Raw genomic sequence first — 24,268 nt, forward strand, 5'->3', positions numbered from 1 at the left:
TAGTATATCATGTTTGCCGGCTTTTTCAAAATTTTAGTCACTAAAATAATGAAAGTTGATTTTGATCTGGCAAACCTTCTAAGACACCGTTATCTTCGAAGTAATTCATAATTGTTTGCGATACTTTACCACGCTTAGCTAAATCTTCTTTTGATAAGAATTTTTGCTCAGCACGAGCAGCCACGATCTGCTTAGCAGCGTTATCACCAAGACCTGGCACAACATTAAATGGTGCCAAAATTGTATGTTGATCCAAAATCTTAAAGTTAGTTGCTTCTGATTGATCAACATCAACCATCTTAATTTTAATACCACGTTCCAAGCATTCGTTAGCAATTTCCAGAACCGTTAACAAACTCTTGTCCTTAGCGGACGCATCATTACCTTTATCTTGAATTTCTTTCATGGCTGCTTTGACAGTGTTTTTGCCGTGACTCATCGCTACCAAGTCGAACAAGTCAGCACGCACTGAGAAGTAAGCAGTGTAGTAGATTTCTGGATAATAAACTTTAAACCAAGCAATTCTCAAAGCCATCAAAATATAAGCTGTCGCATGGGCCTTCGGGAACATGTACTTGATTTTCAAACATGAAGGAATGTACCAGTCAGGAATATTTTTATTCTTTTTCAAAACTGCCATGTTTTCATCACTGATTCCGCGACCGTGACGAACTGATTCCATTGTTGAGAAGGCAATTTCAGGTTTAACGCCCCAGTGAATCAAGTCCATCATGATGTTGTCACGACAACCAATTACATCCTTCAACTTGCAAGTGCCGTTATTAACCAAGTCTTCGGCATTTCCTAACCACACGTCAGTCCCATGAGACAAACCAGAAATTTGCAGTAATTCAGAGAAAGTGGTTGGCTTTGTTTCTTCAAGCATCCCACGAACAAAACGGGTTCCGAATTCTGGTACTCCCAAAGTCCCAGTCTGTGATTGAATTTGGTCAGGGGTTACACCTAAGATTTTTGGACTTGAAAACAGTGACATAACGCCAGGATCATCCGGCGGAATCGTCAAAGGATCAACTCCAGATAAATCTTGCAACATTCTGATCATGGTTGGATCATCGTGTCCCAGAATATCAAACTTCAAAATGTTATCGTGAATTGAGTGGAAGTCAAAGTGAGTGGTTAACCAAGCCGCATTCACATCATCGGCTGGATATTGAACTGGTGTAAAGTCATAAATATCCATATCATTTGGCACCACAACAATTCCGGCTGGGTGTTGACCAGTTGTCCGCTTAACTCCTGAAACACCAGCCGCTAAACGATCAAGCTCAGCATTTCTTAACTTCAAATCGCGTTCTTCGTCAAAGTGCTTGGCATACCCATAAGCAGTCTTATCGGCAACAGTGGCAATAGTTCCGGCCCGATAAGAATTATCAGGGCCAAACATAACCCGAATAAAGTTATGAGCCACTGGTTGATAGTCACCTGAGAAGTTCAAATCGATATCAGGAACCTTGTCTCCGTGGAAGCCCAAGAAAGTTGCAAACGGAATATCTTGACCATCTTTAACTAGCGGCGTACCACATTCTGGACAATCTTTATCAGGCAAGTCAAATCCTGAACCATATTCACCGTTAGTAAAGAACTTAGAATATTTACACTTAGGACAACGGTAGTGTGGTGCCAACGGATTAACTTCTGTAATCCCAGACATAGTCGCAACTAAACTTGATCCCACGGATCCACGGGAACCTACCAAATATCCATCTTTATTTGACTTGGCTACTAGTCGTTGTGAAATCAAGTAAATAACCGCATAACCATTAGAAATAATGGAATTAAGCTCCAAGTCAATTCGATCCTTAACAATCTTAGGCAAAGGCTTGCCATAAAGCTCATAAGCCTTATTGTAGGTCAGATCTTTCATTTCTTGATCAGCGTTATCAATATGAGGTGGATACAGACCATCCTTAATTGGAGCAATTTCTTCAAGTGAATCAGCAATCTTGTTGGTATTATCAATGACAATTTCCTTGGCAGCATCCTCACCTAAAAAGCTAAAGGCATCCAACATTTCTTGAGTGCTGTAGAAATGCAAATCTGGTTGTGGCTTATTCCGGTTAGGATTACTCCGTTGAGCGGAAATTAAGATTGTCCGATAAATTGCTTCGTGCGGATCAACATAGTGCGCATCACTGGTAGCCACAACCGGCTTACCTAGTTCTTTACCTAACTTATAAATATTAGTCAGAATTTCTTCTAGTTCATCTTCATCAGCAATCAAATGATCTTCAATTAACTGCGCGTACGTTGCTGGTGGTTGCACTTCAAGGAAATCATAGAATTTTGCCTTTTTGTGAGCTTCATCATAGCCTTTTTGCATCATGGCAATGAAGACATCCCCTTGCCAGCAGCCTGAACCATATAATAATCCTTTGTGAAGACGGCGTAAGTCAGATTTTGGCGTCCGCGGAATGCGGTAAAAATCATCCGTGCTGGCAATCGAAACCAGTTTATACATATTCTTCAGCCCAGCTTGATTCTTAGCTAAGATCGTCATATGCATTGGACGAGCACGTTTATAAACTTGCCCATACTTGGCATAATCATTTAACTTGCCCAAATTATCTTCATCGAAGCGATCTTTGAAAGCATCAAGTAACTTAAACATTAAGTAGCCCGTAGCTTCGGCATCCTGGTTGGCCCGGTGGTGATGTTCCAAAACAACGTCATACTTTTTGGCTAAGGAATCCAAAGTATGACGGGTTTGTTCTGGGTGCAAGAGCCGTGATACTTCCAAGGTATCAACCACTGGCTGCTTAATCTCTTCAAGTCCACTGTGGCGCAAAGCTGCGTTAACAAAACCGACGTCAAATTGAACGTTATGACCACACAAAGGATCATCGCCATAAAAGTCTTTGAACTGCTTAATCACGACATCTTCATCATCGGCAGCGCCAACCATTTCATCCGTAATAGAAGTTAAGTTGATTGTTTGATCACTCAATGGATGGTGTGGATTGATGAACTTGTCAAAGCGTTCAATTACTTCCCCATTTTTCATCTTAACGGCACCAATTTCAATAATCGTGTCATAAACTGATGATAAACCAGTCGTTTCAACGTCAAAGATAACGAATTCACGGTCTTCATACTTCATATCCGCTGGATTAAGCACTAACAAAGCATGATCATCAATCATATTGGCTTCGACACCATATAAGATCTTCACGCCTTCATTTTTACCCGTGCTATAAGCCTCAGGGAAGGATTGCACATCACCGTGATCTGTAATGGCAATCGCAGTTTGACCAAATTTCTTAGCCGTTTTAATAAAATCAGTTGGTGTATTAGTAGCATCCAATTGACTCATATTCGTATGCAGGTGCAATTCAACTCGTTTCTTGTCACCTTCATATTCTTCTTGCCGACCAACATGCTCAACCGTTTCAAAATTATAAATGTTGAACACAACATCGTGTTCCCATTGATCATCTGCAGCAGAACCTTGCATCTTAGCCCAAGTACCTGGCTTAATAGCTGCAAGTTCAGCAATTTGATCTTTTTGAGAGACAAACTTCTTGAACATGATTGAATCAGAGTAGTCAGTAATTTCACCGGTAAAGACAACTGAGCCAGACTTTAATTCACGTGATTCAATGTTAAAAATGTTACCTTCGATAACAACGTTTCTTGTACCATCTTCAACATCATTAATCTGAGTAATTTCAGCATCTTCGGCAATTTTATTGTTGCCATAACTCCGTCTTTTAGTTGGATACTGCTTTGGTTGGGGCTTATCAGGGATTGCTTCGTAAGCCTGCTGCATATTCTTCTCATGTTCTTCTTGAAGCTGTTGCAGACTCAGCAAATTACTTTCTGAGCTGGCTTCATCGACTTCCGTCATGAATTTCAAATTGAAGAAACCATATTTACGCATTTCTTCAGCCAGATCATCCAATGCCTGTTGCTCAATCATATTGTCAATGACTGCATTATCAACCGGAATGATCCAGCGACCGTTCTTCTTTTCAGGTTTTTGACCTGCTAAAAATTCTCGGGCTACTGGTTGCAAAACTTGTGAATTCTGCACTACGTAGTGCCAGTAGTCATTTAAATACTGGTCAGAACCGTCAGCTGTACTAACCAACAAATTCGCATTTACAAAATCATGAAAACTTTCATGAATTGCCTTATTAAGGGCATTATACGTGTCAAACTTTAAAGGCGTATCAAAAAGAACGTGGATATCCCACTTATGTTCTTTAGCGTATACATCCACGTTCTCAATTTTCCCTTTTTGTAAGAGATCATTATCTTCAAACTTATCAGGGAACTTGATTTGCTTTAAAAGTTTTAAGAATAACTCGTTTTTATCAGTCACAAAAATTATCCTAACTCTTTATTTACAAATTCATCTAACTTGTCAACTGAAATTTCAGTTGCTTTTTCGTCTGTTGGGCGCTTAACTTCAACAATCCCATCAGCTGCTTTACGTCCAATAGTAATTCTAATTGGAGCACCAACTAAATCGGCATCGTTGAACTTAACACCTGGACGTTCTTTACGATCGTCATATAAAACATCATACTTAGCTGACAAATCTTTTTCAAGTTTTTCAGCTAAAGCAGTTTGTTCATCATTATTTATCTTCATTTGAATAATGTGAATTGCAAACGGAGCAATTTCCTTTGGCCAAGCAACACCATGTTCAGTTAAGTGTTGTTCTACTGCAGCTGAAAGCATTCTAGTAACACCGATTCCGTATGAACCCATGATAACTGGTTGAGCTTTACCATTTTGATCTAAGAAATCAGCACCCATCGTAGTTGTGTAGTATGTACCAAGCTTGAAAATGTGACCAACTTCGATTGAAGTAGTGAATTTAAGTGGTAAATGATCAACTGGATCTGGTTCGCCTTCATTGGCAGTTCTAAGATCAGCAAATTCATCAACCTTAAAGTCACGATCCAAGTTAGCATTTTGGAATTGATAATCAGTTTCATTTGCGCCAACAACCACGTTGTAAAGATTCTTCACAGTTTCATCAGCAACAATCTTATCAGCCCAATCAGCCTTAACTGGACCAACACCACCCTTTTCACTGCCAGTGATTTCTTTTAATTCTTCTGCAGTTGCTTCGCGAACTTCATCAGCATCAAGCACATGACCAAGTTTAACTTCGTTAATTTGCTTATCACCACGAATTAAAACTAAAACTTTTTGATCATCAGCAATGTAAAGAATACTCTTCACAATTCTAGTAGTTGGAACATTTAAGAACTTAGCTAATTTTTCAATAGTGTCACAATCTGGAGTGGCAACTTTAGTTAATTCCTTAGCATCTTCTGGTTCTTGCTTAAAGGTATCGATACTTTTTGCCATTTCAAGGTTAGCTGCATAAGTACCCTTTTCGTTAGTAGCAATGGTATCTTCACCGATTGCAGCCGGAGCTTGGAATTCAGTTGAATTCTTACCTCCCATTGTCCCTGAGTCAGCAATAACTGGGTGAACGGTAACACCGGCACGCTTAAAAATGCGCTTATAAGCATTCTTTTGATCATCAAATTGCTTGTCTAATTGATCACGGGTTGCGGCAAAGCTGTAGCCATCAAGCATCACAAATTCACGACCACGAAGAAGACCAAACCGAGGACGGTTTTCATCACGGAACTTAGTTTGAATTTGGTACAAAGCAAGGGGCATTTGCTTATAACTCTTCAAATTCTTGGCAATAATTTCAGTAAAAGTTTCTTCGTGAGTAGGTCCAAGCAAACTTTCACGACCGTGACGGTCCTTTAACTTGAACATTTCAGCACCGTACTTCTTATAACGGCCTGATTCTTGCCATAAAGTAGCTGGCAGTAAGTGAGGCATAATCATTTCTGGAACGTTAATCCGATCCATTTCTTGTTCAATAATGTTTTCTGCCTTACGTAAGACGCGATAGCCAAGTGGTAAGTAGGCATAAACACCAGCAGTAACCTGGCGAATATAACCACCACGAATCATTAGCTTGTGACTTTCAGCTACAGCATCAGCAGGAGCTTCCTTCAATGTTGGCATGAAGAATTTTGATTGACGCATTCTTTCCTCCAAAAACTATTTAATAAAGTAACGATAAATATCATTACCAGTAACTGCAATAATTAATAATAGTAACAATCCAAAGCCAATTAGCTCAACAATTGCTTCATGATCTTCAGAAATTGGCTTACCGCGAACCAATTCAATTAAATTAAGTAAAAGTTTTCCTCCATCAAGTCCAGGAATCGGAATTAAGTTAACAATCCCTAAGTTAATAGAAATCATTCCCAAGAAGGCTAACAGATAACTGAAGCCCATCTGTGAGACTTGAGAAGTTTGCGAATAAATTCCCACTGGACCAGATAATTTATTCAAACTAAAGTGACTAAATAAATTACCAACTGCTTGGAAAATTAAGCCAGTGGTTGAAACAGCAGTATTCCAACCCCGCTTTAACTTAACCCCAGCATTTTCATCGCTCTTTGCTTGAATTCCAATTTGGTAAACCTTTTGCTTTTGAATAACTTTAACTTTCGGTTTAACGATAACGTCTTTAATCTTACCACTTCTTTGGACTTTCATCGTAAGATCTTTACCCTTACTTTGATCAATGGCAAGTGAGATATCTTGGAAGCTAGTCATTTTGTGATTATTAATCGCCAAGATCTTGTCTCCTGGCACAATTTGGGCTTGTTTAGCTGGAGAAGCTGGCGTTACTTTGGCAACAGTAGTTGTTGCTGGACCAGGTACAGTAAAGGTCCAAATTAAAAAGACGACAAAGCCTAAGACAATATTCATAAACGGACCAGCAAAGTTAGTTGCTAACTTCTGCCAAACCTTGGCTTGTTGAAATTGCGTATCACGCGGTGCAATAATCAACTCTGTTTTATTTTTATCGATAATTGTAGCATCGTGGTTGACATGGTAAGTAACTGGCTTGTCCTCTTCCCCATTTTCATAACCACTGATGGTTAAATCGTCAACTAAATCTGCTTTAGTGACTTGAATCGGAATCCCTTCAATTGGCATGTCAGATTCAGAGGCATCAATTCTAACCACTTCATCTTGATCATTTAATTGAACAATCACTGTCATTCCTGGGTCAAGTTTACTTTCATCATCAGCTCCGGCTAAACGGACATAACCACCCAGCGGAAGCCAACGAATAGTATAAGTTGTGGGATTTCTTCTAATTTGAAAGAGCTTAGGACCCATTCCAATTGAGAACTCTCTAACTAAAATACCAGACTTCTTAGCAACGATAAAATGCCCGAATTCATGAACGAATACGAGCAAACCGAATACTACTAAAAAGATTAATATACCCTTCAATATTATCTCCTAGTGTACAATTCCTAAGACAAATGCCATGATTGGTAAAACAAAAAGCATACTATCAAATCTGTCTAGGATACCACCGTGACCTGGTAAAATTTTACCAGAATCCTTTACACCGTAGAATCGCTTATAAGCTGATTCCACTAAATCGCCCATTTGACCAACAATTGAAAGGAAGAAGGCCAAAACAATCATCATTACTTGTGGTTGCTTCATTGGCACTAAGGCCACATAAATAGCCGTGAAAATTAAAGCACAGATGACTGCACCAATTGAACCTTCCCAAGTCTTGTTAGGGCTGATTACTGGCCATAACTTATGACGACCTAACTTACGTCCGATCATGTAGGCACCAATATCGGTTGACCAAACTACGACAAAGACGTAGCACAGAAGTGCTAAACCATTACTGTCACTTCTGATAGCTGCCATGTAGTGGAAGCCAGTACCAATATAAAGTGAAGCTAAGGTATAAACACCAACGTCATCAAAGGTTGTCTTATTCTTTGATAACACAGTCCAGGTCAACATCAACATAATTAAGGCAAAGTAAGTGCCGAACTTAGTCCAATGCCAAGGCACATTATTAAAGGCAGCATCAGGTACTGTCCAAGTCAAGGTTGCCAGTAAAGCAAGGACAAAGTCTACAGACACTAAAATTTGTTTCTTCATTAAGAAGATTTCAGCGATTCCAACAGCTGCAAAAGCAACTGTTAACCAATCCATCCAAAGTCCGCCTGCAAGGACAATCGGAATAAATAAGATTAAGGCAATAACTGCCGTGATTACTCTTTGTTTCATATTTCAATCAATCTAACTATCTGATTCATCAACTTTACCAAATCGACGATTGCGTTTTTGGTAATTTTCTACAAATTCTTTTAAATCATTTTCAGTAAAATCAGGCCAGGCTTTTTTACTAAAGGCAAGTTCTGAATAAGCGATTTGCCATAGTAAGAAATTAGAAATTCTCTGTTCTCCTGAGGTTCTAATTAAAAGATCTGGATCCTGATAAGGGCCAAGTTTAGCAGTCATTAAATGTTGTGACAATAACTTCTCGTCAATTTGATCACTGCTTAAACTGCCACTTTCAATCATGCCGCCTAATTCACGGACAGCAGAAACAATTTCACGCCGTGAACCATAATTAAAGGCAAAATTAAGGACTAAGCCAGTATTATTGGCAGTTTCAGCCATAGCTCGTTGAACGACGTCGTAGGTCTTGGCTGGTAATTCATCCAAGTAACCCATGATATTAACTTTAACGTTATTTTCCATTAAAGTTGGCATGAAATGATCAAAAAAGCGAACTGGTAAATTCATTAAATAAGCTACTTCTTCTTTTGGTCGAGCCCAGTTTTCAGTAGAAAAAGCATATAAAGTTAAAACCTTAATTCCTAATTTATCAGCAGCTAAGGTTATTCTTTCAACGTTTTCCATACCTTCACGATGACCAAAAACACGTGGCTTATGTTGCTTACGTGCCCAACGACCATTACCATCCATGATAATGGCTAGATGATTTAATTCATTCTTCTTTTTCACCATTATTAAGCTTGAGTAATTTCCTTACGCTTAGCTTCAGCAAGTTCATCAATCTTCTTGGTAGCATCGTCAGTTACCTTTTGCACTTGCTTTTCTAAGTTACGTTGTTCATCCTCAGTAATTTCATCGTCTTTTTCTTGACGCTTAAGGGCGTTCATCGCGTCACGACGAACATTTCTAACAGCAATCTTAGCTTCTTCAGCTTCCTTACCAACTTGCTTGGCGATTTCTTCTCTTCTTTCACCAGTAAGTTGAGGGATTACTAGACGAATTACTTTACCATCGTTAGCTGGAGTCAAGCCCAAATTAGAGGCAAGTAAAGCATGTTCAATATCATCCAAACTGTTTACATCGTATGGTGTAATCAAAAGAACTCTTGGTTCAGGAATAGTTACACTAGACATTTGAGTCAAAGGAGTTGGTGCACCGTAGTAGTCTACTTTGACGCCTTCCAATAAACCAGCGTTAGCAACACCAGCACGGATGGAAGCTAAATTCTTTTGGAAAACCTTGATTGATTTTTCCATGTTTTCTTTGGCTTTATTAATTGTTTCATTATTCATTTTTCTTACCACCTTCAATTACAGTACCAATGTTTTCACCTAAAACAACCTTCTTGATGTTGCCTGGAGTATTAACATTGAAAACAACCAATGGGATATCAGTATCCATTGACAAGGAACTTGCTGTACGGTCCATCACCTTCAGGTTCTTGGCAATTACATCAAGTTGAGTTAATTCTGAATACTTAGTTGCTGATGGATCAAGTTTTGGATCAGCTGAGTAAACACCATCAACACCGTTCTTAGCCATTAAAATGACATCGGCGCCAATTTCGGCAGCACGTAAAGCAGCAGTCGTATCAGTTGAGAAGTATGGGTTACCAGTACCACCACCGAAGATTACTACACGGCCTTTTTCAAGGTGACGAATAGCCTTTCTCCGGATATATGGTTCTGCTACTTGACGCATTTCAATTGAAGTTTGCAATCTAGTTGGCACACCAACGTGTTCCAAACCATCTTGCAAAGCCAAACCGTTCATGATCGTAGCGAGCATTCCCATATAGTCAGCTTGAGCACGTTCCATGCCCAACTTAGCTCCGGTTTCACCGCGCCACATGTTACCGCCACCACAGACGATCCCAATTTGAACGCCTAAATCATGCACAGACTTAATTTCTTTTGCTAAGTGTGCAATAACTGTTGGGTTTATGCCTTGGCCTTCATCACCGGCTAAAGCTTCACCAGAAATTTTCAAAATGATGCGTTTATATTTAACTTGACTCATTAGTGAACCTCCTATAATAGCTTTAATTATTCTACCATATAAACTTACATAATGTAGAGTCTCACAGGGTTACAAATTATATTTTTAGAAAAAATTAGGTAAAAAAATAGAGGACTTACGTCCTCCATTTTTAATAATCATTATTTCATTTGTTCGCGAACTTCGGCAGCAAAGTCTTCTTGCTTCTTTTCGATACCTTCACCAACTTCATAACGTTGGAAAGCAACTAACTTAGCGCCCTTTTCTTTCAAGAATTCGCCAACAGTCTTGCTGTCATCCATGATGTAGTCTTGTGATAAAACAGCAAATTGCTTATCAACTTGAGTGTTATCATCGATGAAACGTTGCATCTTACCTGGAATAATTCTGTCCCAGATCTTTTCTGGCTTACCTTCTTCTTTAAGTTCAGCCTTGATGTCTTCCTTAGCCTTAGCTAAAACATCATCAGTTAATTGCTTTTCTGAACCGAATTCGTGGTGTGGCAATGGCTTCTTGTGTACCAAAGCACGACTTTCGTTATCTTGATCAATCTTGTGGTTCATCACAGCTAATTGATCAGCGATGAATTGGTCGTCCAATTCTTCAGGTGAGATAACCTTAGGCTTCATTGCAGCGATGTGCATTGCTAAGTGCTTAGCTGTAGCAGCGTCAGCACCTTCTAAGACAGTGATAACACCGATTTGGCCACCATTGTGTTGGTATGCACCAAATTCTTGGTCATCATTCTTTTCTTCCAATGCGAAACGACGCAATACAATCTTTTCACCGATAGTGGCAGTAGCATTAACAAATGCTTGGTCTAAAGTTGAACCATCGTCCATCTTTAATTCCTTAGCTGCTTCCATATCAGCAGGTTGACCTTCAGCAATGGTCTTAGTAGCTGCCTTTACCAAGTTAACGAACTTGTCGTTTGAAGAAACAAAGTCAGTTTCTGAGTTAACTTCAGTAATAGCTGCAACATTACCGTCAACATAAACACCAGTTAAACCTTCAGCTGCAACACGGTCTGCCTTCTTAGCAGCCTTAGCCATACCTTTATCACGAAGGTATTGAACAGCCTTGTCCATGTCACCGTCAACTTCAACCAATGCCTTCTTAGCGTCCATAACGCCGGCACCGGTACGTTCACGTAATTCTTTAACTAATTTTGCAGTAATTTGTGCCATTAATATAGACCCTCCTACGGAACTAATAGTAAAAACTAGTCTTCGTCGTGTTCTTCAGCACCAACGATTTCATCCTTACCGTCAGCACCTTCAGCAAAGTCAACTTCAAGACTTGAATCAGCATCGTCTTTACCTTGCTTGCCTTCGATAATGGCATCAGCCATTGCGCCAGCGATCAAACGGATAGCACGGATAGCATCATCGTTTGATGGGATAATTACATCGATTGGGTCTGGATCAGTGTTAGTGTCAACCATAGCAACAACTGGAATACCCAAGATGTTAGCTTCGTGAACAGCGATCTTTTCCTTCTTAGGATCTACTACGAACAATACGTCTGGAATTCTAGGCATATCTTCGATACCACCTAAGAATCTTTCAAGCTTGTCCATTTCCTTAGTTAAAAGAGCAACTTCCTTCTTTGGAAGAACATCAAAGGTACCGTCTTGTGACATTTCCTTTAATTGCTTTAATCTCTTAACACGGCTTTGAATAGTAGTCCAGTTAGTCAAAGTACCACCTAACCAACGTTGGTTTACGTAGTATTGACCTGCACGGGTTGCTTCTTCAGCAATTGAGTCTTGAGCTTGCTTCTTAGTACCTACAAACAAGAAGACACCGTCTTCTTGAGCAACGGCCTTCATGAAGTTGTAAGCATCATCTAACATCTTGATAGTCTTTTGCAAGTCAATGATGTAGATACCATTTCTTTGAGTAAAAATGTAAGGAGCCATCTTAGGGTTCCAACGACGAGTTTGGTGACCAAAGTGGACACCTGCTTCAAGCAATTGCTTCATAGTAACAACTGACATAAATAAATTCCTCCTAGGTTTTAATCCTCTCAAGCGTTCATTTCGATATCTGACCACTACCCTGGGCACCACGATATCGATCGCTCTTGATGTGTTTTCTTTGTATGCACGCAGCATACCTAAACATCATACAAAAATCACGTTTTAAATGCAAGCTAAAATTTTACATTATGTTCGCGCAAGAATTTTTTCTTCCATGCTCTCGTATGATGCTTAAACCAATATTCACGCTTCAAGGCCAAACGCTTATCATCAAACTTCTCGTGATAAATCATTTTAACCGGCCGGCGCGATTTGGTGTATTTTGCTCCTTTACCGCTATTATGCATTTTTAAGCGGTGAGCCAAATCATTGGTAAAACCACCATAAAAACTACCATCATTGCAAAGTAAAACATAGAAATAATAATCCCCTGCATTATCATGCTTTGCTTTATCCTCAGGTGTCTCACGCAAAATTCGCTGTAACTCTGGCTGATATGCTCCCGTTTTGTCATGCACTTCGATTGCATCCTTAATTACCGTTCCATCAAAAGCAGTATGCTTAACTGCCTCGATAATCATTAAATTTGCATCTTCACCGCGATGAGACACAAAAGGCTGCACCATTTTGACGCTCAAGTCATGCTTCATACAGTAGTAGCAAATTTCTCCTAAACGCTCAGGGCGATGAACCATGAACATTTTGCCTTTCATCTTGAGTAATCGACTTGAAACTTCAATAATTTGTTCTAAATTAATCAAAATCTCGTGGCGAGCAATTGCCTTCTTTTCATCTGGGTTCACCTCATGACCCTTCGGCACTTTGAAATATGGGGGATTTACCACAACCACGTCATACGAATCTTTGCGTAAAAACTTCGGCGCATTTAAAACATTGTCTTCATGAACTGTAATCCTGTTTTCCATATGATTGAGGGCAATTGAACGCCGAGCTTGGGAAGCAATTTCTGGCTGAATTTCAACCGCATCATATTTTGCCCGATTAAAATAAGCCATATACATGGTGGCAGCACAATTCCCTGAACATAATTCCGCCACTTTATTGCGATCATGAATCGCCTTTTTTGCCCAATGGGCCAGGAATAAAGTATCTGAAGAAAAGCTAAAAGCTGTCTTATCTTGAATTATTTGTAGGCTATCGCTATACATATAATCAATGCGTTCATTTTTACCAAGTTCAACCATAAGATTTTATCCTCTCAAATTCTCTGCTATAATATCTTACAACAATTGGAGGAAATTATGTTTTATCGATTTATACGTCCGATCGTCAGATTCATCATTTGGGTCTTGAATGGACACTTACACGTTCATCATAAAGATCGTTTACCAGAAGGAAATTATATTTTAGTTGCACCACACCGTACTTGGTGGGAGCCTGTCTTGTTTGCCTTAGCTGCCAGCCCAATGGAATTCATGTTTATGGCAAAAATTGAATTATTTAAGAATCCAGTTTTACGTTTTATTTTGAACCATTCACATGCCTTTCCAGTGGATCGAAAGCATCCCGGTCCATCAGTGCTAAAAATTCCAGTTAAAGGACTAAAAGAAGGAAAACTTTCATTAATTATTTTCCCTTCAGGCACACGCCACTCAGCTAAACTAAAAAGTGGTGCCTTAGTGATTGCCAAATTATCAAAAAAGCCACTGGTTCCGGTTGTTTATCAAGGACCATTAACCTTTAAGGGATTACTCAAGCGTGAGCCGATGGAAATTTGCTTTGGCGAACCAATTGAAATTGATCGGAAGATGAAAATGACCAAGGAAAATGAAGCTAAGTATGACCAAATCATGCAAGACGCTTGGAATAAACTTGATCAAGAACAAAATCCAGATTTCCACTACGTTGCTAAATAGGAGAGAAAACTATGACAGAGCAAAACAATTCCAAAGAACTCGCAAGTGCACTTGAAGCTGAAAAGCACGAAAGTCCTCAAATGCTTGCAGAGGCACTGCGAGAAGTGATGCTTTATCTTCATGATGAGAATAATAATCCTGTTTCACTAAGTATGGAATTATATAATCTTGGAATCAGAGACGAAAAAGTAAAAGATAAATTGCTTTTAAAAACAATTGAAGTTTATAATCATACTGAAAATCCTGAGAATTTGACTTTAGCTGATTTCACTAAGGAATTTAAAAAGATTCATCCTTTTTTAAATTTTGATCCAATTACTGCTTACATTTTAAATTGGATCGGACGATGGCAAGCACCAAAGATTTATCCACTAGCACAAGATTTAATGAGTGAGCTTGAAAACTAATAATTAACCAAAAAGACCGAGAAAAATCTCGGCCTTTTTTTACTTTTCTAAAAATATCTCACGATCAAATAAATCTCGCATTCTTTCGCTAAAATTATGAGCAATAAAAACGATAGTTGCATCAGTTTGCACTAACTTTTGCAAAATTTTCATCGTTGCTTGCCGATCAATTGCACTAGTTTCCTCATCAATTAAGAGCATTTTGCTACGGTGAATTTGTCCACGGGCAAGGACAATCTTCTGCCGTTGACCACCTGAAACATTCAGCTGATCTAAATTGATAACCGTTTCTTTTCCTTTATCAAAACTATTTAAATCTTTTTTCAATTCTACTTTAGCTAATGCCTGATCAACTTGTCCTGTTAGGCTTTGATCAAACATGGTGACATTCTCACTAATGCTAGCTGGAAACAAAACAGGTTCTTGGGGCAAATAAGTGATTTCATTGAGTTTGGGAGTAATCTCCTCATTTTCTTGATCAAAATAATGAATTTTGCCACTAGAAGGTGTAAGTTCACCTAACAACAATTTAAATAAAGTCGACTTTCCTGCACCTGAATCACCGGTTAGTAATATTTTTTCACCAGGATTAATTTTAAGATCAGGAAAAGTCAATTTCTCACCATTAGCGAAGTTAATTGCAAGTTTGTCGGTAGCAATTCCCCAAGGTGCCTGTCCAGCAGCATTCTTTTTAGGAATAATTTTACTTTTTTCGGCCATAATCGTTTGCCGCAATGACTGGCTAGAATTAATCCTACCCAAGTTATCAGCAATCCCCTGCAAAGAGCCAAATAAATCCGAACTAAAATTACCGATACTAGCCACAAGGCCAAAACTAGCTAGGTTATTGACTACTAAAAAGGCAGTTAATAAAAAGATCAAGGCATCCCCGATGGAATATGCCAATTGATTGAGATAATCCAATTCCTGATCAACCTTTTGCTTCTGCACATTAGCCTGCTCTACTCGGTTAGAACTAGCAGTAACGACCGCAAAAAGATGATTAAAGGCTAAGTATCTTCTGACCTCAGAAAAACCAATTAACCAATCCCCCAAAGTCTTCAAATAGTTTTCATTAGCAGCTGACACCCTTTGGGTAGCCTTTTGCAAAGCTTTACTCATAACTTTGGGCAATAAAATTTGTACTGCCGCAAAAATCAAACAAGCAACTAATAATGACCACTGAAAAGTAAACAAACTAACCGCTACAACCAAAATACTTGCTAACATTCCGGCAATCTTTCTGATTGATAGTAAATAATCCTGTGCCAATAAATTGAGATCATTAGTCATTCGACTCTGCACTTTAGCAATTTTAAGCTCTTGCTGCGTTTCAAAATAGTGATCTGTTAGCTCTTGTCGAATTAAGTGCAAATAGTCTTGAGTATGCCTTTGCCATAGAATATTTGACCATGTAAGGACTAAGTAAGACACTACCCAGCAAGCTAATTGCCCACCAGTCCAGATAAAGAACCAAGTTAGTTGCTTTTGCCGAACGGCATTGAATTGCCAAGTCAAAAACAAACTAGCTGACACACCCGCTAAGGCGCCTAAAACTTGGAACGACAAACTAACAATAAAGCGGAACGGATTTAGCTTAAATAATTCTTTTAAGTTCATTATTTTTGTCCTCTCTCCAAGTGAATTTCGCGCGCAAATAAATTTCGCTGTTCTGGCGTCAAGTTATGAGCAACCATCATTACTGTTGCCTGTGAAAGCACGATTGTTTGCAAAATCTCGGTTGTGGCCGTTTGATCAATTGCGCTGGTTGCTTCATCAAGCAAAAGCCAGGATTTGTTTGCAATTAAAGTCCGCATTAAAACCACTTTTTGTCGTTGACCACCTGAAAGGATATTTTTCTCAGGATCAATTTTAGTTAATAAGCCTTGTTGCAATTTATCTTGATCTGATTTAAAAGCAGTCTCAGTAACTACGTGGGGGACAGCTTTTTCTAAATCAGGCTTAAACATTGTGATATTGTCCTGGATTGTTCCCGGAAACATGATCAAATCCTGTGCTAAATAATCAACTTGCGCTAAATTCGGCTTGATCAAGCAATTATTTTTATCCAAATAAGTCACTTGCCCGGTCTCCGGAACAAGCTGTCCAAGTATCACTTTTAACAAAGTTGATTTACCAGTCCCACTGTCGCCTGTGAGCAATACTTTTTCTCCACGTTTAATTGAAAAATCAGGATAAGTAATCACTTCATTATTCTCATATTTCACACTGAGATTTTGCACCCGAATTGTCTCAATTTGGTCAATTCCAACTTTTTTACTTAGTTGAAGTTCACTTTGAAGGGACACTAATTTATCTCTGAGCTTTTTGGTTGACCGCAGTTCAGTATAGGTATTAACGTTTTGCGTTACTGTATAAAAAACACCATTGGCAAAATAGCCTGCGGTTAAGATTGCACCCAAACTCACTTGATGTTGATAGAATAAAAGCCCGGCGATTACTGGGACACCAATTCTGCCCAAAATATCAAATGCGCCACTGACAATTGAGAGATAACTCATTAAGCGCTGTTCTTGATATGACTTCTCTTCCAAGTCACGACTAGGTTGTTCGATCTTCAACTTGAGAATGTGTTTCTTCTCAAAACGCCGCAATTCATCTAGTCCCTGGAACCAATGCGCAATCGTCTGAAGAAACTTACTATTAGCAGCTGAAACGGCAGCCGTTTTTGCACTAGTATATTTTTCAAAAAATTTAGGTACCATAATTGCTAAAGTGGTAATCAGTAATGAATACGCAACTAACAGCCAGTGAAAAGTGAACAAGGTTCCAATCGTTAAAATGACATAGATCGAATCACAGGCAAAAAAGAATAAACGATCAAAATAGCGTTCTTGCACCATTTGTAAGTCATTTCCAAGATTATTTTCCATCGTCGAAAGTTCTGTGGGCTGACTATAATAATGCTTAAGAATTTTTGCTCTAACTTGATGGAACAAGGCTTGCGTCTGTTTAGTAGATTGCACACTAGCCACATTGAAGCTAACGTTACAAATCTGCCCGCAAATAAATTGCACTAAGAGCAACAGCAAAAAATAATTAAACTTACCTTGACTGATAGCATTCAGTTGCGGACTGGTTAAATATGTATAAACTGTTGTCATGACTTGCGTCAACGTGACTGTCATTAAGACAAAAAGAGCACGCCGAGGATTAGTCTTAAAGTATTCTTTTAAACCCATTATTTTCTTTTTCCTTTTCTTTGTAGATCTTAATTAGGCGAAAAAATAATCTCTAACTCGATTTGTTGCAAAGAAAAAGCACTGTTAATTAGCGTCATCTTCTAATTAGCAGTGCCACAAATAATGGTTAGTTTCGGTGAGAAGACTAGCCAGAATTCATTTACTGCTAATATCAGATTTAAAAATGGGTACACTAAATAAGCTTAATTAGGTACTTTCATTTAAACAACAAATCAGATATTAGAGATTCAGTAAACGAATCATATGGCAAATTCCTCTTATTTCTATTAATTGTTGTTATTAGAATATCATATTCTTTTAATTTTGCAACGCTATGAAGAAAATATTTTTCATGTTACACTACGAATATCATTTAAGACAGAAAGCTGAACAATAAGATGAGTAACAAAAAAATTAAAATCAATGATTGTCAAAGTAAAGCAAGAGTAATTTCATTCAGACCAAGTCAATAACGTTTTTATAGAAAAGGAAACAAAATGTCTGAAAAACAAATTACTACAATTACTAGCAAAAACGACTTTAAGCAAGCCTTAAAGCAATTAGATGTGAAAGAAAGCGATGCGTGCATCGTTCATACTGCTCTTAGCAAGTTTAACTATGTTCCTGGTGGACCTGAAAGCTTAGTTAGAGCTTTAAAAGAAACACTAGCTCATGGAACCTTGATGATGGTGTCTGAGGTTTCGACAAATTGTGATCCCGCAACTTGGGAATATCCACCTGTCAGAAAAGACTTAATCCAAGTTGTTCGTGATTCAATGCCACCTTATGATCCCTTAACTTCAGTTACTGATGGAATTGGTATCACACCTGAATACTTTCGTAGTTTAACAGGAGTTATCAGAAGTACTCATCCCTACTTGCCGATCGCTATTTGGGGTAAAAATGCAACTGAAATTGCACACAAACAACCTTTAAACATGCCATACGGGATTGACAGTCCACTAGATTACCTTTATCAACACAACGGAAAAATTATTTTTCTCGGAACTGATTACGAAACTTGTACGATATTTCATTACGCCGAGTCTACTATTCTATTAATCGTAAAACTGAAACTTGTTCTGCTGCAACTGGTATTGGTAAAGATGGTAAAACAACTTGGACTAACTACCAAAACATTGATATGGATTCATATGATGATTTTAATGAACTAGGAGCTGCTTTTGAAAAAGCACATCCTAACGCATGGCAAGAAACGCAATTAAATCATGGATTAATCAAAGTGATTGACGTTAAACCTCTGGTTCAATTTGCTAGAAAATGGTTTAAAGACAAAGATCAAAAATTTGGTAATAGTTTAGACTAATTTAAAAGGAAGAGCTGTTTTAAGGCTCTTCCCTTTTTTATAATTCTTTTAAATTATCATCAGCTTTACTTTCAGCAATAAATGCTTCCATTACCTTAGGATCTTTGATCATGACCTTGAGCAAGCGATTGTTACTCTTGGTCGGTATTTCTCCCACTTCATACAAGGCTACCGTTGACGGACTCCAACCAATAACCTTCGCAAATTCTTTTTGCGATAGCTGCCATTTTTGCCGTAATTTTTTGATATCTTCCGGGCCAACAAAGTTAAACTTCTTCCGATATTTATCTTGTGCCATCTTGATAGCTGTATTATCAAGCTCCATGTCAGGAACAACTTCTCCTGTCGCATTATTAATCCGAGCAGGCGCAGTAATTTCAATTTCAGTTCCTCTGATGTTAAAAGTATTAGTGTAGTTTTTAATTGATGTAGTGGTCATGAGAGTGTCCTCCTTAATAAATTGATGGATGAAAAGAAATAAATTTCACACAACTTAGATCCGAAGCGAATTTACATTTGATGTAATAAATAATACCAACATCAGTTTCATAAACCCATAAATACTCATTGGGAAAAGCTCTATCCTTAGTTACTTTAACAAAGTCATCACTTGTTAATTGTGCTATTACAACTTTTGCCACTTCATTTGAAACGCCTTTGGCATGCGCTACACGCCTATTAACAATGACAAATTTATCCTCAGCAACTAATCTCTGTAGGATTTTCAAAGCAAATTCCTGGTTCACATTTTTCACCTTAATTATAAAATATTTCACTATGAATTCATAGTAAGAATTACCTTTCCATTTATTAAATTCGCAAAAAAAGTATAATTTTCTTTTATAATCTGAAATTTTACGTTTTCTTAAATATTTCCATAGTTTTAGAATCAAAAAAAGAACGTCATTCGACGTTCTTTTTTTAACAACTATTTCAATTTATCTGTATCTAAAGCAACTTTAGCATTTGCTACCACGGCTTTATTAGCACGTACATAACGATTCTTACCTACTCGGTAATACTTCTTGCCACGAATCTTAACAATCTTAGCATTGTTCCAAGCCCAGTAATATTTGCCTTTAGTCAACTTCATACGCTTATTGAGTTTCTTACCTTCACTATTGTATAAACGAGCACGATAGTGAGTAACCTTAATTGCCTTAACTGACTTCAAATTGGTAGCCTTAATAAATTTGCAGTTAGCTAAACGATAGAATCTCTTACCATTAATCACAAATTCTTGGCCATTATTCCAAACGTAGACAAATTTACCATGCTTAAGAACTGAAATCTTGCCATTTTCACTGATGGCATGCCCAGTACTGTCATACAAGTATGAATTATGAACTACTAACTTCTTCAACAAAGTATTAAACAACTTGACATAAGCATTGTCGCCGATTTGAACATACTTCTTACCTGCTAAAACAGTAATTTGAGCATTATTCCAAGTTGAAATGACTGAGCCCTTAATTAATAAGTCTCTCTTGCCATCTGGAGTCACTACGACTTTACCATCCTTATCATAAACAAAGGCATTGTGAGTCAAAGTCAATGGTAAAAGTTGATAATCAGGAGTTTCAGTAGCAGGTTGAACTGAAGTTGAAGTAGTTTCAAAGTTAGAGATCAATGGACGTTCTGGTTGAATATTGACATGAGGTTCTCTATGCTTGCCTTTTACATCTTCACCAGTAGTCGATTCAGATTTTCCATTGAAGTTAGGATCATAGTGAATCTTGAATTGCTTAAGGGTAGAGTTATTATATCCATCTAATACTTCAACGGTTATTATATGATCCGTTGGCCGTCCATTATTATCATCTAGATTAATATCATAATCAATTTGGTAAGAGCCATATGCATTTGCAGGCTTGCCAGATTCAGGATAATAAGTGCCGCTGTTATCACTCTTTTGAGTAAAAACATTATTTCCGTCAATTAATACTTGATATCCACTGAGATTGTCGTTGGCAATTCCGGAAAGATGAAGAATTGGTTTATTAGTAACTCTTGGCACTGGATTCATTTTAAGGGTTGGACTAATCATATCAGTTCGTACACCAATCACACCTCTTACTGTTTTTCTATCATTTGTAGTATACACGTATTCAATATTCTTAAAACCAGTTTGAGGAGCAACGAACTTGAATGAGAATTTGCCATCTTTATCAAACGAAACATTTTTTTCTTTTGCGGTTTCTGAACCAATACTACTAAAGATACTCAAAGATTCAACCTTTTCAGGGTTAACTGAACCAGTTACTGTAAATTCATGCGTCTTTGGATTATAAATATTCGCTTCATCATCTTTATTAAAGTACGAATCTCCATTGTTAACAAAGTTATCAAACTGAATATCTGGTTTCTCCGGTTCTTCAGACCCGTCAGTTGAAATCAGCCTAAAGATTATATTCTTTCCATCCTTATCTGAAGTAAAATCAATTTCATCTTTATTTGCATCGACACTAACTGCATAAGTCCCATTCGTTACTTTAACTAATTTGCCATCATAATAGAAGTCGTGAGTTGCACCACCTCTAATGGTAAAAGTATCTGAATCTGCATCATAATCATCCGTATCCGTACTGAAACTATCATGATCTAAAGTATTCCAAACACTAATTGCTTTATGACCTGGCACACTTGCAACATCAATTGTTTTATCAGTTGCATTATCAGCTACATCGGCAATAGCAATCGTCATTTTGTTTTTAGCTGCTGATAGAGCATTATACTGATCTTCATTTAAATGAATTGCAAAATGACCTTGAGTTTGATCAGCATTATCAAAGCCACTTTGATCTTCATCATCTAGCTTCACATCAAATTCATGATCGTTAATAGTTAAAGTTGCATGTGAGTACTTTGTAAAGCCAACCCCTGTATCAGAATATTTTCCAGATAAAGTATGTGTTTCTGGATTATATGTCATCTTATCAACAACTGGTGCGGTTGTATCAATTATAATTGGCATTTCATGTGTTTGAACCTTATTGTCTCCATTACCATAAAGAGTAGCAGTGAAGCGATAAGTGTATTCACCATCAGGAGCATTTTCATATACACCAGTTTTAGAATTATAAATTTTACCATTCCAACCAAATCTGCTATCTTTGTTTGGACTGATTATCCCCTTACTATCTTGAGAGTTAAAACTCTTTGATAAATCTGGTACATTTACAATTTCTTGGACGACTTCTCCCTTATCATTAAGGACATCAATTCTTAAGCTTTTAATATTTTGTTTCAAATATACTACTGGGTAGAAGGTATCATTATCATCGTCTGGTGAAAAAGCAACTTTACCTGTTTCATATTCGTAATAAATTTGATCCCAATTATAATTTCCTTTATCGTCGGGAACAAGTTCCTTTTTCAAAGAATCCTCATCAGCTATTCCTAGCGGAGCACCATCTATTCTTACATCACTAAATACACCTGTTTCTTCATCTCGTTGCTCAGTATAGCTTCCTCCAAAATCATCAAAATCATGAGCTTGATCTACATCACTTAAATTATGAAAAGTAAGCGTGAACTTAGTTGTGTTGCCAATTTCTCTTAAACTAAGAGAACTAGTGCCATCTCCAGTTGTAATGTAAACTGGTGAAGAAGTTGCTGCACCAGCATTTATCCCACCTGCACCTTGACGTCTTGGTGAGACAATTGCATCTCCATCCATTTGAGGGGGTTGCAGTGTTCATAATTAATCCTTTGACTGGTTGCACTAAAGCTGCACCTTTTAATTCAGGATTAGTTCTCTTTAAGCGTTCAATAACTAAGGCAGCAACTCCAAAAGTAAATGGCGTAGCCATTGAGGTCCCGTCACTTCGAAAATAGCCATCTTTACCATTGACAGTAGAAATAACGTCAACTCCAGGTGCAGCGACATCTGGTTTTAAAGTATAGTCCGGAAGCGGACCCCATGAGGTAAAATCAGCGAGGCCACTACCTTCATCCGTGCGAGAATTTTCGGCTGCAACTGTTGTTGCATTTTTTGCAACTCCTGGATCATCAAATGTTCCAGAATTTATTGGTTCATAAGTACCATTATTTATACCAAATCCCTTATCTTGTACAGAAGCTGAATGACCATCATTTGAAGCAGCGACAGCCACAAAGACTCCGTGTTCAGTTGCATACTCAATTGCAGCTTGTGTTGCACGATTTAAATCCTGATTTACAAGTTACCACCTAAAGAAATTGAAATGACGTCTGCACCTACTTTAACAGCATCATAAATTGCAGTTGCAATTTCAGCACCTGTCTTTTTTTCAGATTTTCTTAAAAAGATCAATTGGGCCTGAAGTGCAACACCCTTTACATACCAATCGTGATCGGAATCAGGATGACCATCAGCTACAATGGTACCTGACACATGTTGTCCATGAGGTATATCATCTTTTTCAGGATGTTCTTTCATATCACTATCATCGTTTGTCACAACATTATGAACGTATGGAATTTTAGAACTTACATAACGTCCATGACCTAATTTCTCAATGATCTTTTTCATCTCTTCTTCAGAGAATTTAGGATCAATAGAAGCTGCTGCAAAGTCTTGATGGTCAACGTCTACTCCAGTATCGATAACAGCCACTGCAATATGTTCTCCGTGATAACCATTATCCCCAGCTTCAAATACATTGCCTTTAGCGAGATCAGGTGTATTTACCGGACGATCATTTTCACTATTGTAATCAACATTTTCACTATCTGTTTGCTCATCCGTACGTTGTTCAATTTTTGGAACGTTATCTTCATCTTGATCATCATCGTCTTTTGAAGAAACATCTTGTACTTTATCAGAAACAACTTTAGAAGAAGAATTTACTTGATCATTAGTATCATTTGTTTTTCCAGCTGTTTGAATTTCCTGACCAGCAGCATCCTTAGCATCTGACTTCTGCTGATCTTGTTGCTTTGATTCTACTTGTTCAGTTTGAACATTAGAATCAACATCTGCAGCTTGTACTTTTCCATTAGGAGTAAATAGAACCACAGAACCAGAAGCCATAGCAATCGCTGCCGCAACAGCTAACTTGTTCTTCATTCTCTGGGAGGCGTTATGCCCCTTCTTACCACTTTCTAATTCCAATCTCTTCTTAGCAGAAAAAACATAAGAATAATTTGCTGGATTATAGTCATATTTTTCTCTCATCATTTTCCTCCAAATATATTTTTATTTTTTGACATTCATAATTCTATCATATTCAAGTTGGAAAATGATTTGTATATTTGGCCAAGTCATATGCTGCTATCTGTATATTATATGGCTTTAAAAGCTTAAGATTCTGTCAATTTTTAGTTTTTACTTATACTAATAGTATTTTAATTAT

General features: G+C 37.8%; 18 protein-coding genes and 2 pseudogenes. 3 read left to right on the top strand and 17 right to left on the bottom strand.

From position 1 onward, the window contains the following. Positions 1-40: 40 nt before the first annotated feature. The 10 genes from EJK17_RS00955 to EJK17_RS01000 all read right to left on the bottom strand — a co-directional run bounded on the left by EJK17_RS00955 (position 41) and on the right by EJK17_RS01000 (position 13,323). Entirely contained in the window at positions 41-4,342 is a 4,302-nt protein-coding gene (locus tag EJK17_RS00955; protein ID WP_103661798.1) for a PolC-type DNA polymerase III, read from the bottom strand. Positions 4,343-4,347: 5 nt separating this feature from the next. After that, the gene (locus EJK17_RS00960; protein WP_103661799.1) at positions 4,348-6,045 is read right to left on the bottom strand and encodes a proline--tRNA ligase; all 1,698 of its coding nucleotides are present in this window, start codon (positions 6,043-6,045) and stop codon (positions 4,348-4,350) included. Positions 6,046-6,060: 15 nt separating this feature from the next. Beyond that, entirely contained in the window at positions 6,061-7,317 is a 1,257-nt protein-coding gene (gene rseP, locus EJK17_RS00965; protein WP_103661800.1) for an RIP metalloprotease RseP, read from the bottom strand. A gap of 9 nt (positions 7,318-7,326) precedes the next feature. Further along, positions 7,327-8,124, bottom strand: coding sequence for a phosphatidate cytidylyltransferase (locus EJK17_RS00970; RefSeq protein ID WP_103661801.1), 798 nt, complete (start codon positions 8,122-8,124; stop codon positions 7,327-7,329). Between the two features lie 12 nt (positions 8,125-8,136). After that, positions 8,137-8,871, bottom strand: coding sequence for an undecaprenyl pyrophosphate synthase (locus EJK17_RS00975; protein ID WP_103661802.1), 735 nt, complete (start codon positions 8,869-8,871; stop codon positions 8,137-8,139). A gap of 2 nt (positions 8,872-8,873) precedes the next feature. Beyond that, positions 8,874-9,431, bottom strand: coding sequence for a ribosome recycling factor (gene frr, locus EJK17_RS00980; protein ID WP_103661803.1), 558 nt, complete (start codon positions 9,429-9,431; stop codon positions 8,874-8,876). Further along, positions 9,424-10,158, bottom strand: a complete 735-nt coding sequence (gene pyrH, locus EJK17_RS00985) for a UMP kinase (protein WP_103661804.1) — start codon at positions 10,156-10,158, stop codon at positions 9,424-9,426. The genes frr and pyrH overlap by 8 nt, the downstream gene beginning before the upstream one ends. 140 nt (positions 10,159-10,298) lie before the next feature. Next, entirely contained in the window at positions 10,299-11,324 is a 1,026-nt protein-coding gene (gene tsf, locus EJK17_RS00990) for a translation elongation factor Ts (protein WP_103661805.1), read from the bottom strand. Positions 11,325-11,359: 35 nt separating this feature from the next. After that, positions 11,360-12,136: a 30S ribosomal protein S2 gene (gene rpsB, locus EJK17_RS00995; RefSeq protein WP_103661806.1), complete on the bottom strand. Its 777-nt coding sequence runs from the start codon at positions 12,134-12,136 to the stop codon at positions 11,360-11,362. A gap of 155 nt (positions 12,137-12,291) precedes the next feature. Then, positions 12,292-13,323, bottom strand: a complete 1,032-nt coding sequence (locus EJK17_RS01000) for a GIY-YIG nuclease family protein (RefSeq protein ID WP_103661807.1) — start codon at positions 13,321-13,323, stop codon at positions 12,292-12,294. Positions 13,324-13,380: 57 nt separating this feature from the next. Here EJK17_RS01000 and EJK17_RS01005 point away from each other — a divergent pair, with 57 nt between their 5' ends. Continuing rightward, positions 13,381-13,995, top strand: coding sequence for a lysophospholipid acyltransferase family protein (locus EJK17_RS01005; protein ID WP_103661808.1), 615 nt, complete (start codon positions 13,381-13,383; stop codon positions 13,993-13,995). 11 nt (positions 13,996-14,006) lie between these two features. Further along, positions 14,007-14,402 (top strand): hypothetical protein, encoded by a 396-nt coding sequence (locus tag EJK17_RS01010; RefSeq protein ID WP_103661809.1) that lies wholly within the window; start codon positions 14,007-14,009, stop codon positions 14,400-14,402. Between the two features lie 39 nt (positions 14,403-14,441). On the opposite strand, the gene EJK17_RS01015 is transcribed toward EJK17_RS01010, so the two are convergent. Together EJK17_RS01015 and EJK17_RS01020 are read right to left on the bottom strand one after the other, a co-directional pair. Continuing rightward, on the bottom strand, positions 14,442-16,022 hold the full coding sequence (locus EJK17_RS01015) for an ATP-binding cassette domain-containing protein (protein WP_103661810.1): 1,581 nt from the start codon (positions 16,020-16,022) through the stop codon (positions 14,442-14,444). After that, complete coding sequence (locus EJK17_RS01020; protein WP_103661811.1) at positions 16,022-17,605, bottom strand: ATP-binding cassette domain-containing protein; 1,584 nt, start codon at positions 17,603-17,605, stop codon at positions 16,022-16,024. The genes EJK17_RS01015 and EJK17_RS01020 overlap by 1 nt, the downstream gene beginning before the upstream one ends. Positions 17,606-18,102: 497 nt before the next feature. On the opposite strand from EJK17_RS01020, the pseudogene EJK17_RS01025 reads away from it, so the two are divergent. After that, positions 18,103-18,932, top strand: a pseudogene (locus EJK17_RS01025) (AAC(3) family N-acetyltransferase). Positions 18,933-18,969: 37 nt separating this feature from the next. Here the strand turns inward: EJK17_RS01025 and EJK17_RS01030 are convergent. From EJK17_RS01030 to EJK17_RS11950, 5 genes and pseudogenes are all read right to left on the bottom strand, one after another. After that, positions 18,970-19,371, bottom strand: a complete 402-nt coding sequence (locus EJK17_RS01030; protein ID WP_103661812.1) for a type II TA system antitoxin MqsA family protein — start codon at positions 19,369-19,371, stop codon at positions 18,970-18,972. Between the two features lie 13 nt (positions 19,372-19,384). Continuing rightward, positions 19,385-19,678 (bottom strand): type II toxin-antitoxin system MqsR family toxin, encoded by a 294-nt coding sequence (locus EJK17_RS11360; RefSeq protein WP_161494905.1) that lies wholly within the window; start codon positions 19,676-19,678, stop codon positions 19,385-19,387. A 182-nt stretch (positions 19,679-19,860) separates the two neighbouring features. Continuing rightward, positions 19,861-22,611, bottom strand: a complete 2,751-nt coding sequence (locus EJK17_RS11690) for an SLAP domain-containing protein (RefSeq protein WP_236629351.1) — start codon at positions 22,609-22,611, stop codon at positions 19,861-19,863. Then, positions 22,505-23,083 (bottom strand): annotated as a pseudogene (locus tag EJK17_RS11945) (S8 family serine peptidase); the annotation flags it as partial. The gene EJK17_RS11690 and the pseudogene EJK17_RS11945, both read right to left, overlap by 107 nt. Positions 23,084-23,109: 26 nt before the next feature. Next, positions 23,110-24,090, bottom strand: coding sequence for a S8 family serine peptidase (locus tag EJK17_RS11950; RefSeq protein WP_161494906.1), 981 nt, complete (start codon positions 24,088-24,090; stop codon positions 23,110-23,112). Positions 24,091-24,268: the final 178 nt, after the last annotated feature.

The organism is Lactobacillus xujianguonis (genome assembly GCF_004009905.1).
In the GTDB taxonomy this organism is placed as follows: Bacteria; Bacillota; Bacilli; order Lactobacillales; family Lactobacillaceae; genus Lactobacillus; species Lactobacillus xujianguonis.

What these genes read in the sequence shown, in the direction of transcription:
- EJK17_RS00960 (WP_103661799.1), bottom strand. Translation starts at nt 6,045, where the DNA reads ATGCGTCAATCAAAATTCTTCATGCCAACATTGAAGGAAGCTCCTGCT.
- EJK17_RS00970 (WP_103661801.1), bottom strand. Translation starts at nt 8,124, where the DNA reads ATGAAACAAAGAGTAATCACGGCAGTTATTGCCTTAATCTTATTTATT.
- EJK17_RS00975 (WP_103661802.1), bottom strand. Translation starts at nt 8,871, where the DNA reads ATGGTGAAAAAGAAGAATGAATTAAATCATCTAGCCATTATCATGGAT.
- frr (WP_103661803.1), bottom strand. Translation starts at nt 9,431, where the DNA reads ATGAATAATGAAACAATTAATAAAGCCAAAGAAAACATGGAAAAATCA.
- pyrH (WP_103661804.1), bottom strand. Translation starts at nt 10,158, where the DNA reads ATGAGTCAAGTTAAATATAAACGCATCATTTTGAAAATTTCTGGTGAA.
- tsf (WP_103661805.1), bottom strand. Translation starts at nt 11,324, where the DNA reads ATGGCACAAATTACTGCAAAATTAGTTAAAGAATTACGTGAACGTACC.
- rpsB (WP_103661806.1), bottom strand. Translation starts at nt 12,136, where the DNA reads ATGTCAGTTGTTACTATGAAGCAATTGCTTGAAGCAGGTGTCCACTTT.
- EJK17_RS01000 (WP_103661807.1), bottom strand. Translation starts at nt 13,323, where the DNA reads ATGGTTGAACTTGGTAAAAATGAACGCATTGATTATATGTATAGCGAT.
- EJK17_RS01005 (WP_103661808.1), top strand. Translation starts at nt 13,381, where the DNA reads ATGTTTTATCGATTTATACGTCCGATCGTCAGATTCATCATTTGGGTC.
- EJK17_RS01010 (WP_103661809.1), top strand. Translation starts at nt 14,007, where the DNA reads ATGACAGAGCAAAACAATTCCAAAGAACTCGCAAGTGCACTTGAAGCT.
- EJK17_RS01015 (WP_103661810.1), bottom strand. Translation starts at nt 16,022, where the DNA reads ATGAACTTAAAAGAATTATTTAAGCTAAATCCGTTCCGCTTTATTGTT.
- EJK17_RS01020 (WP_103661811.1), bottom strand. Translation starts at nt 17,605, where the DNA reads ATGGGTTTAAAAGAATACTTTAAGACTAATCCTCGGCGTGCTCTTTTT.
- EJK17_RS01030 (WP_103661812.1), bottom strand. Translation starts at nt 19,371, where the DNA reads ATGACCACTACATCAATTAAAAACTACACTAATACTTTTAACATCAGA.
- EJK17_RS11690 (WP_236629351.1), bottom strand. Translation starts at nt 22,611, where the DNA reads ATGGATGGAGATGCAATTGTCTCACCAAGACGTCAAGGTGCAGGTGGG.
- EJK17_RS11950 (WP_161494906.1), bottom strand. Translation starts at nt 24,090, where the DNA reads ATGAGAGAAAAATATGACTATAATCCAGCAAATTATTCTTATGTTTTT.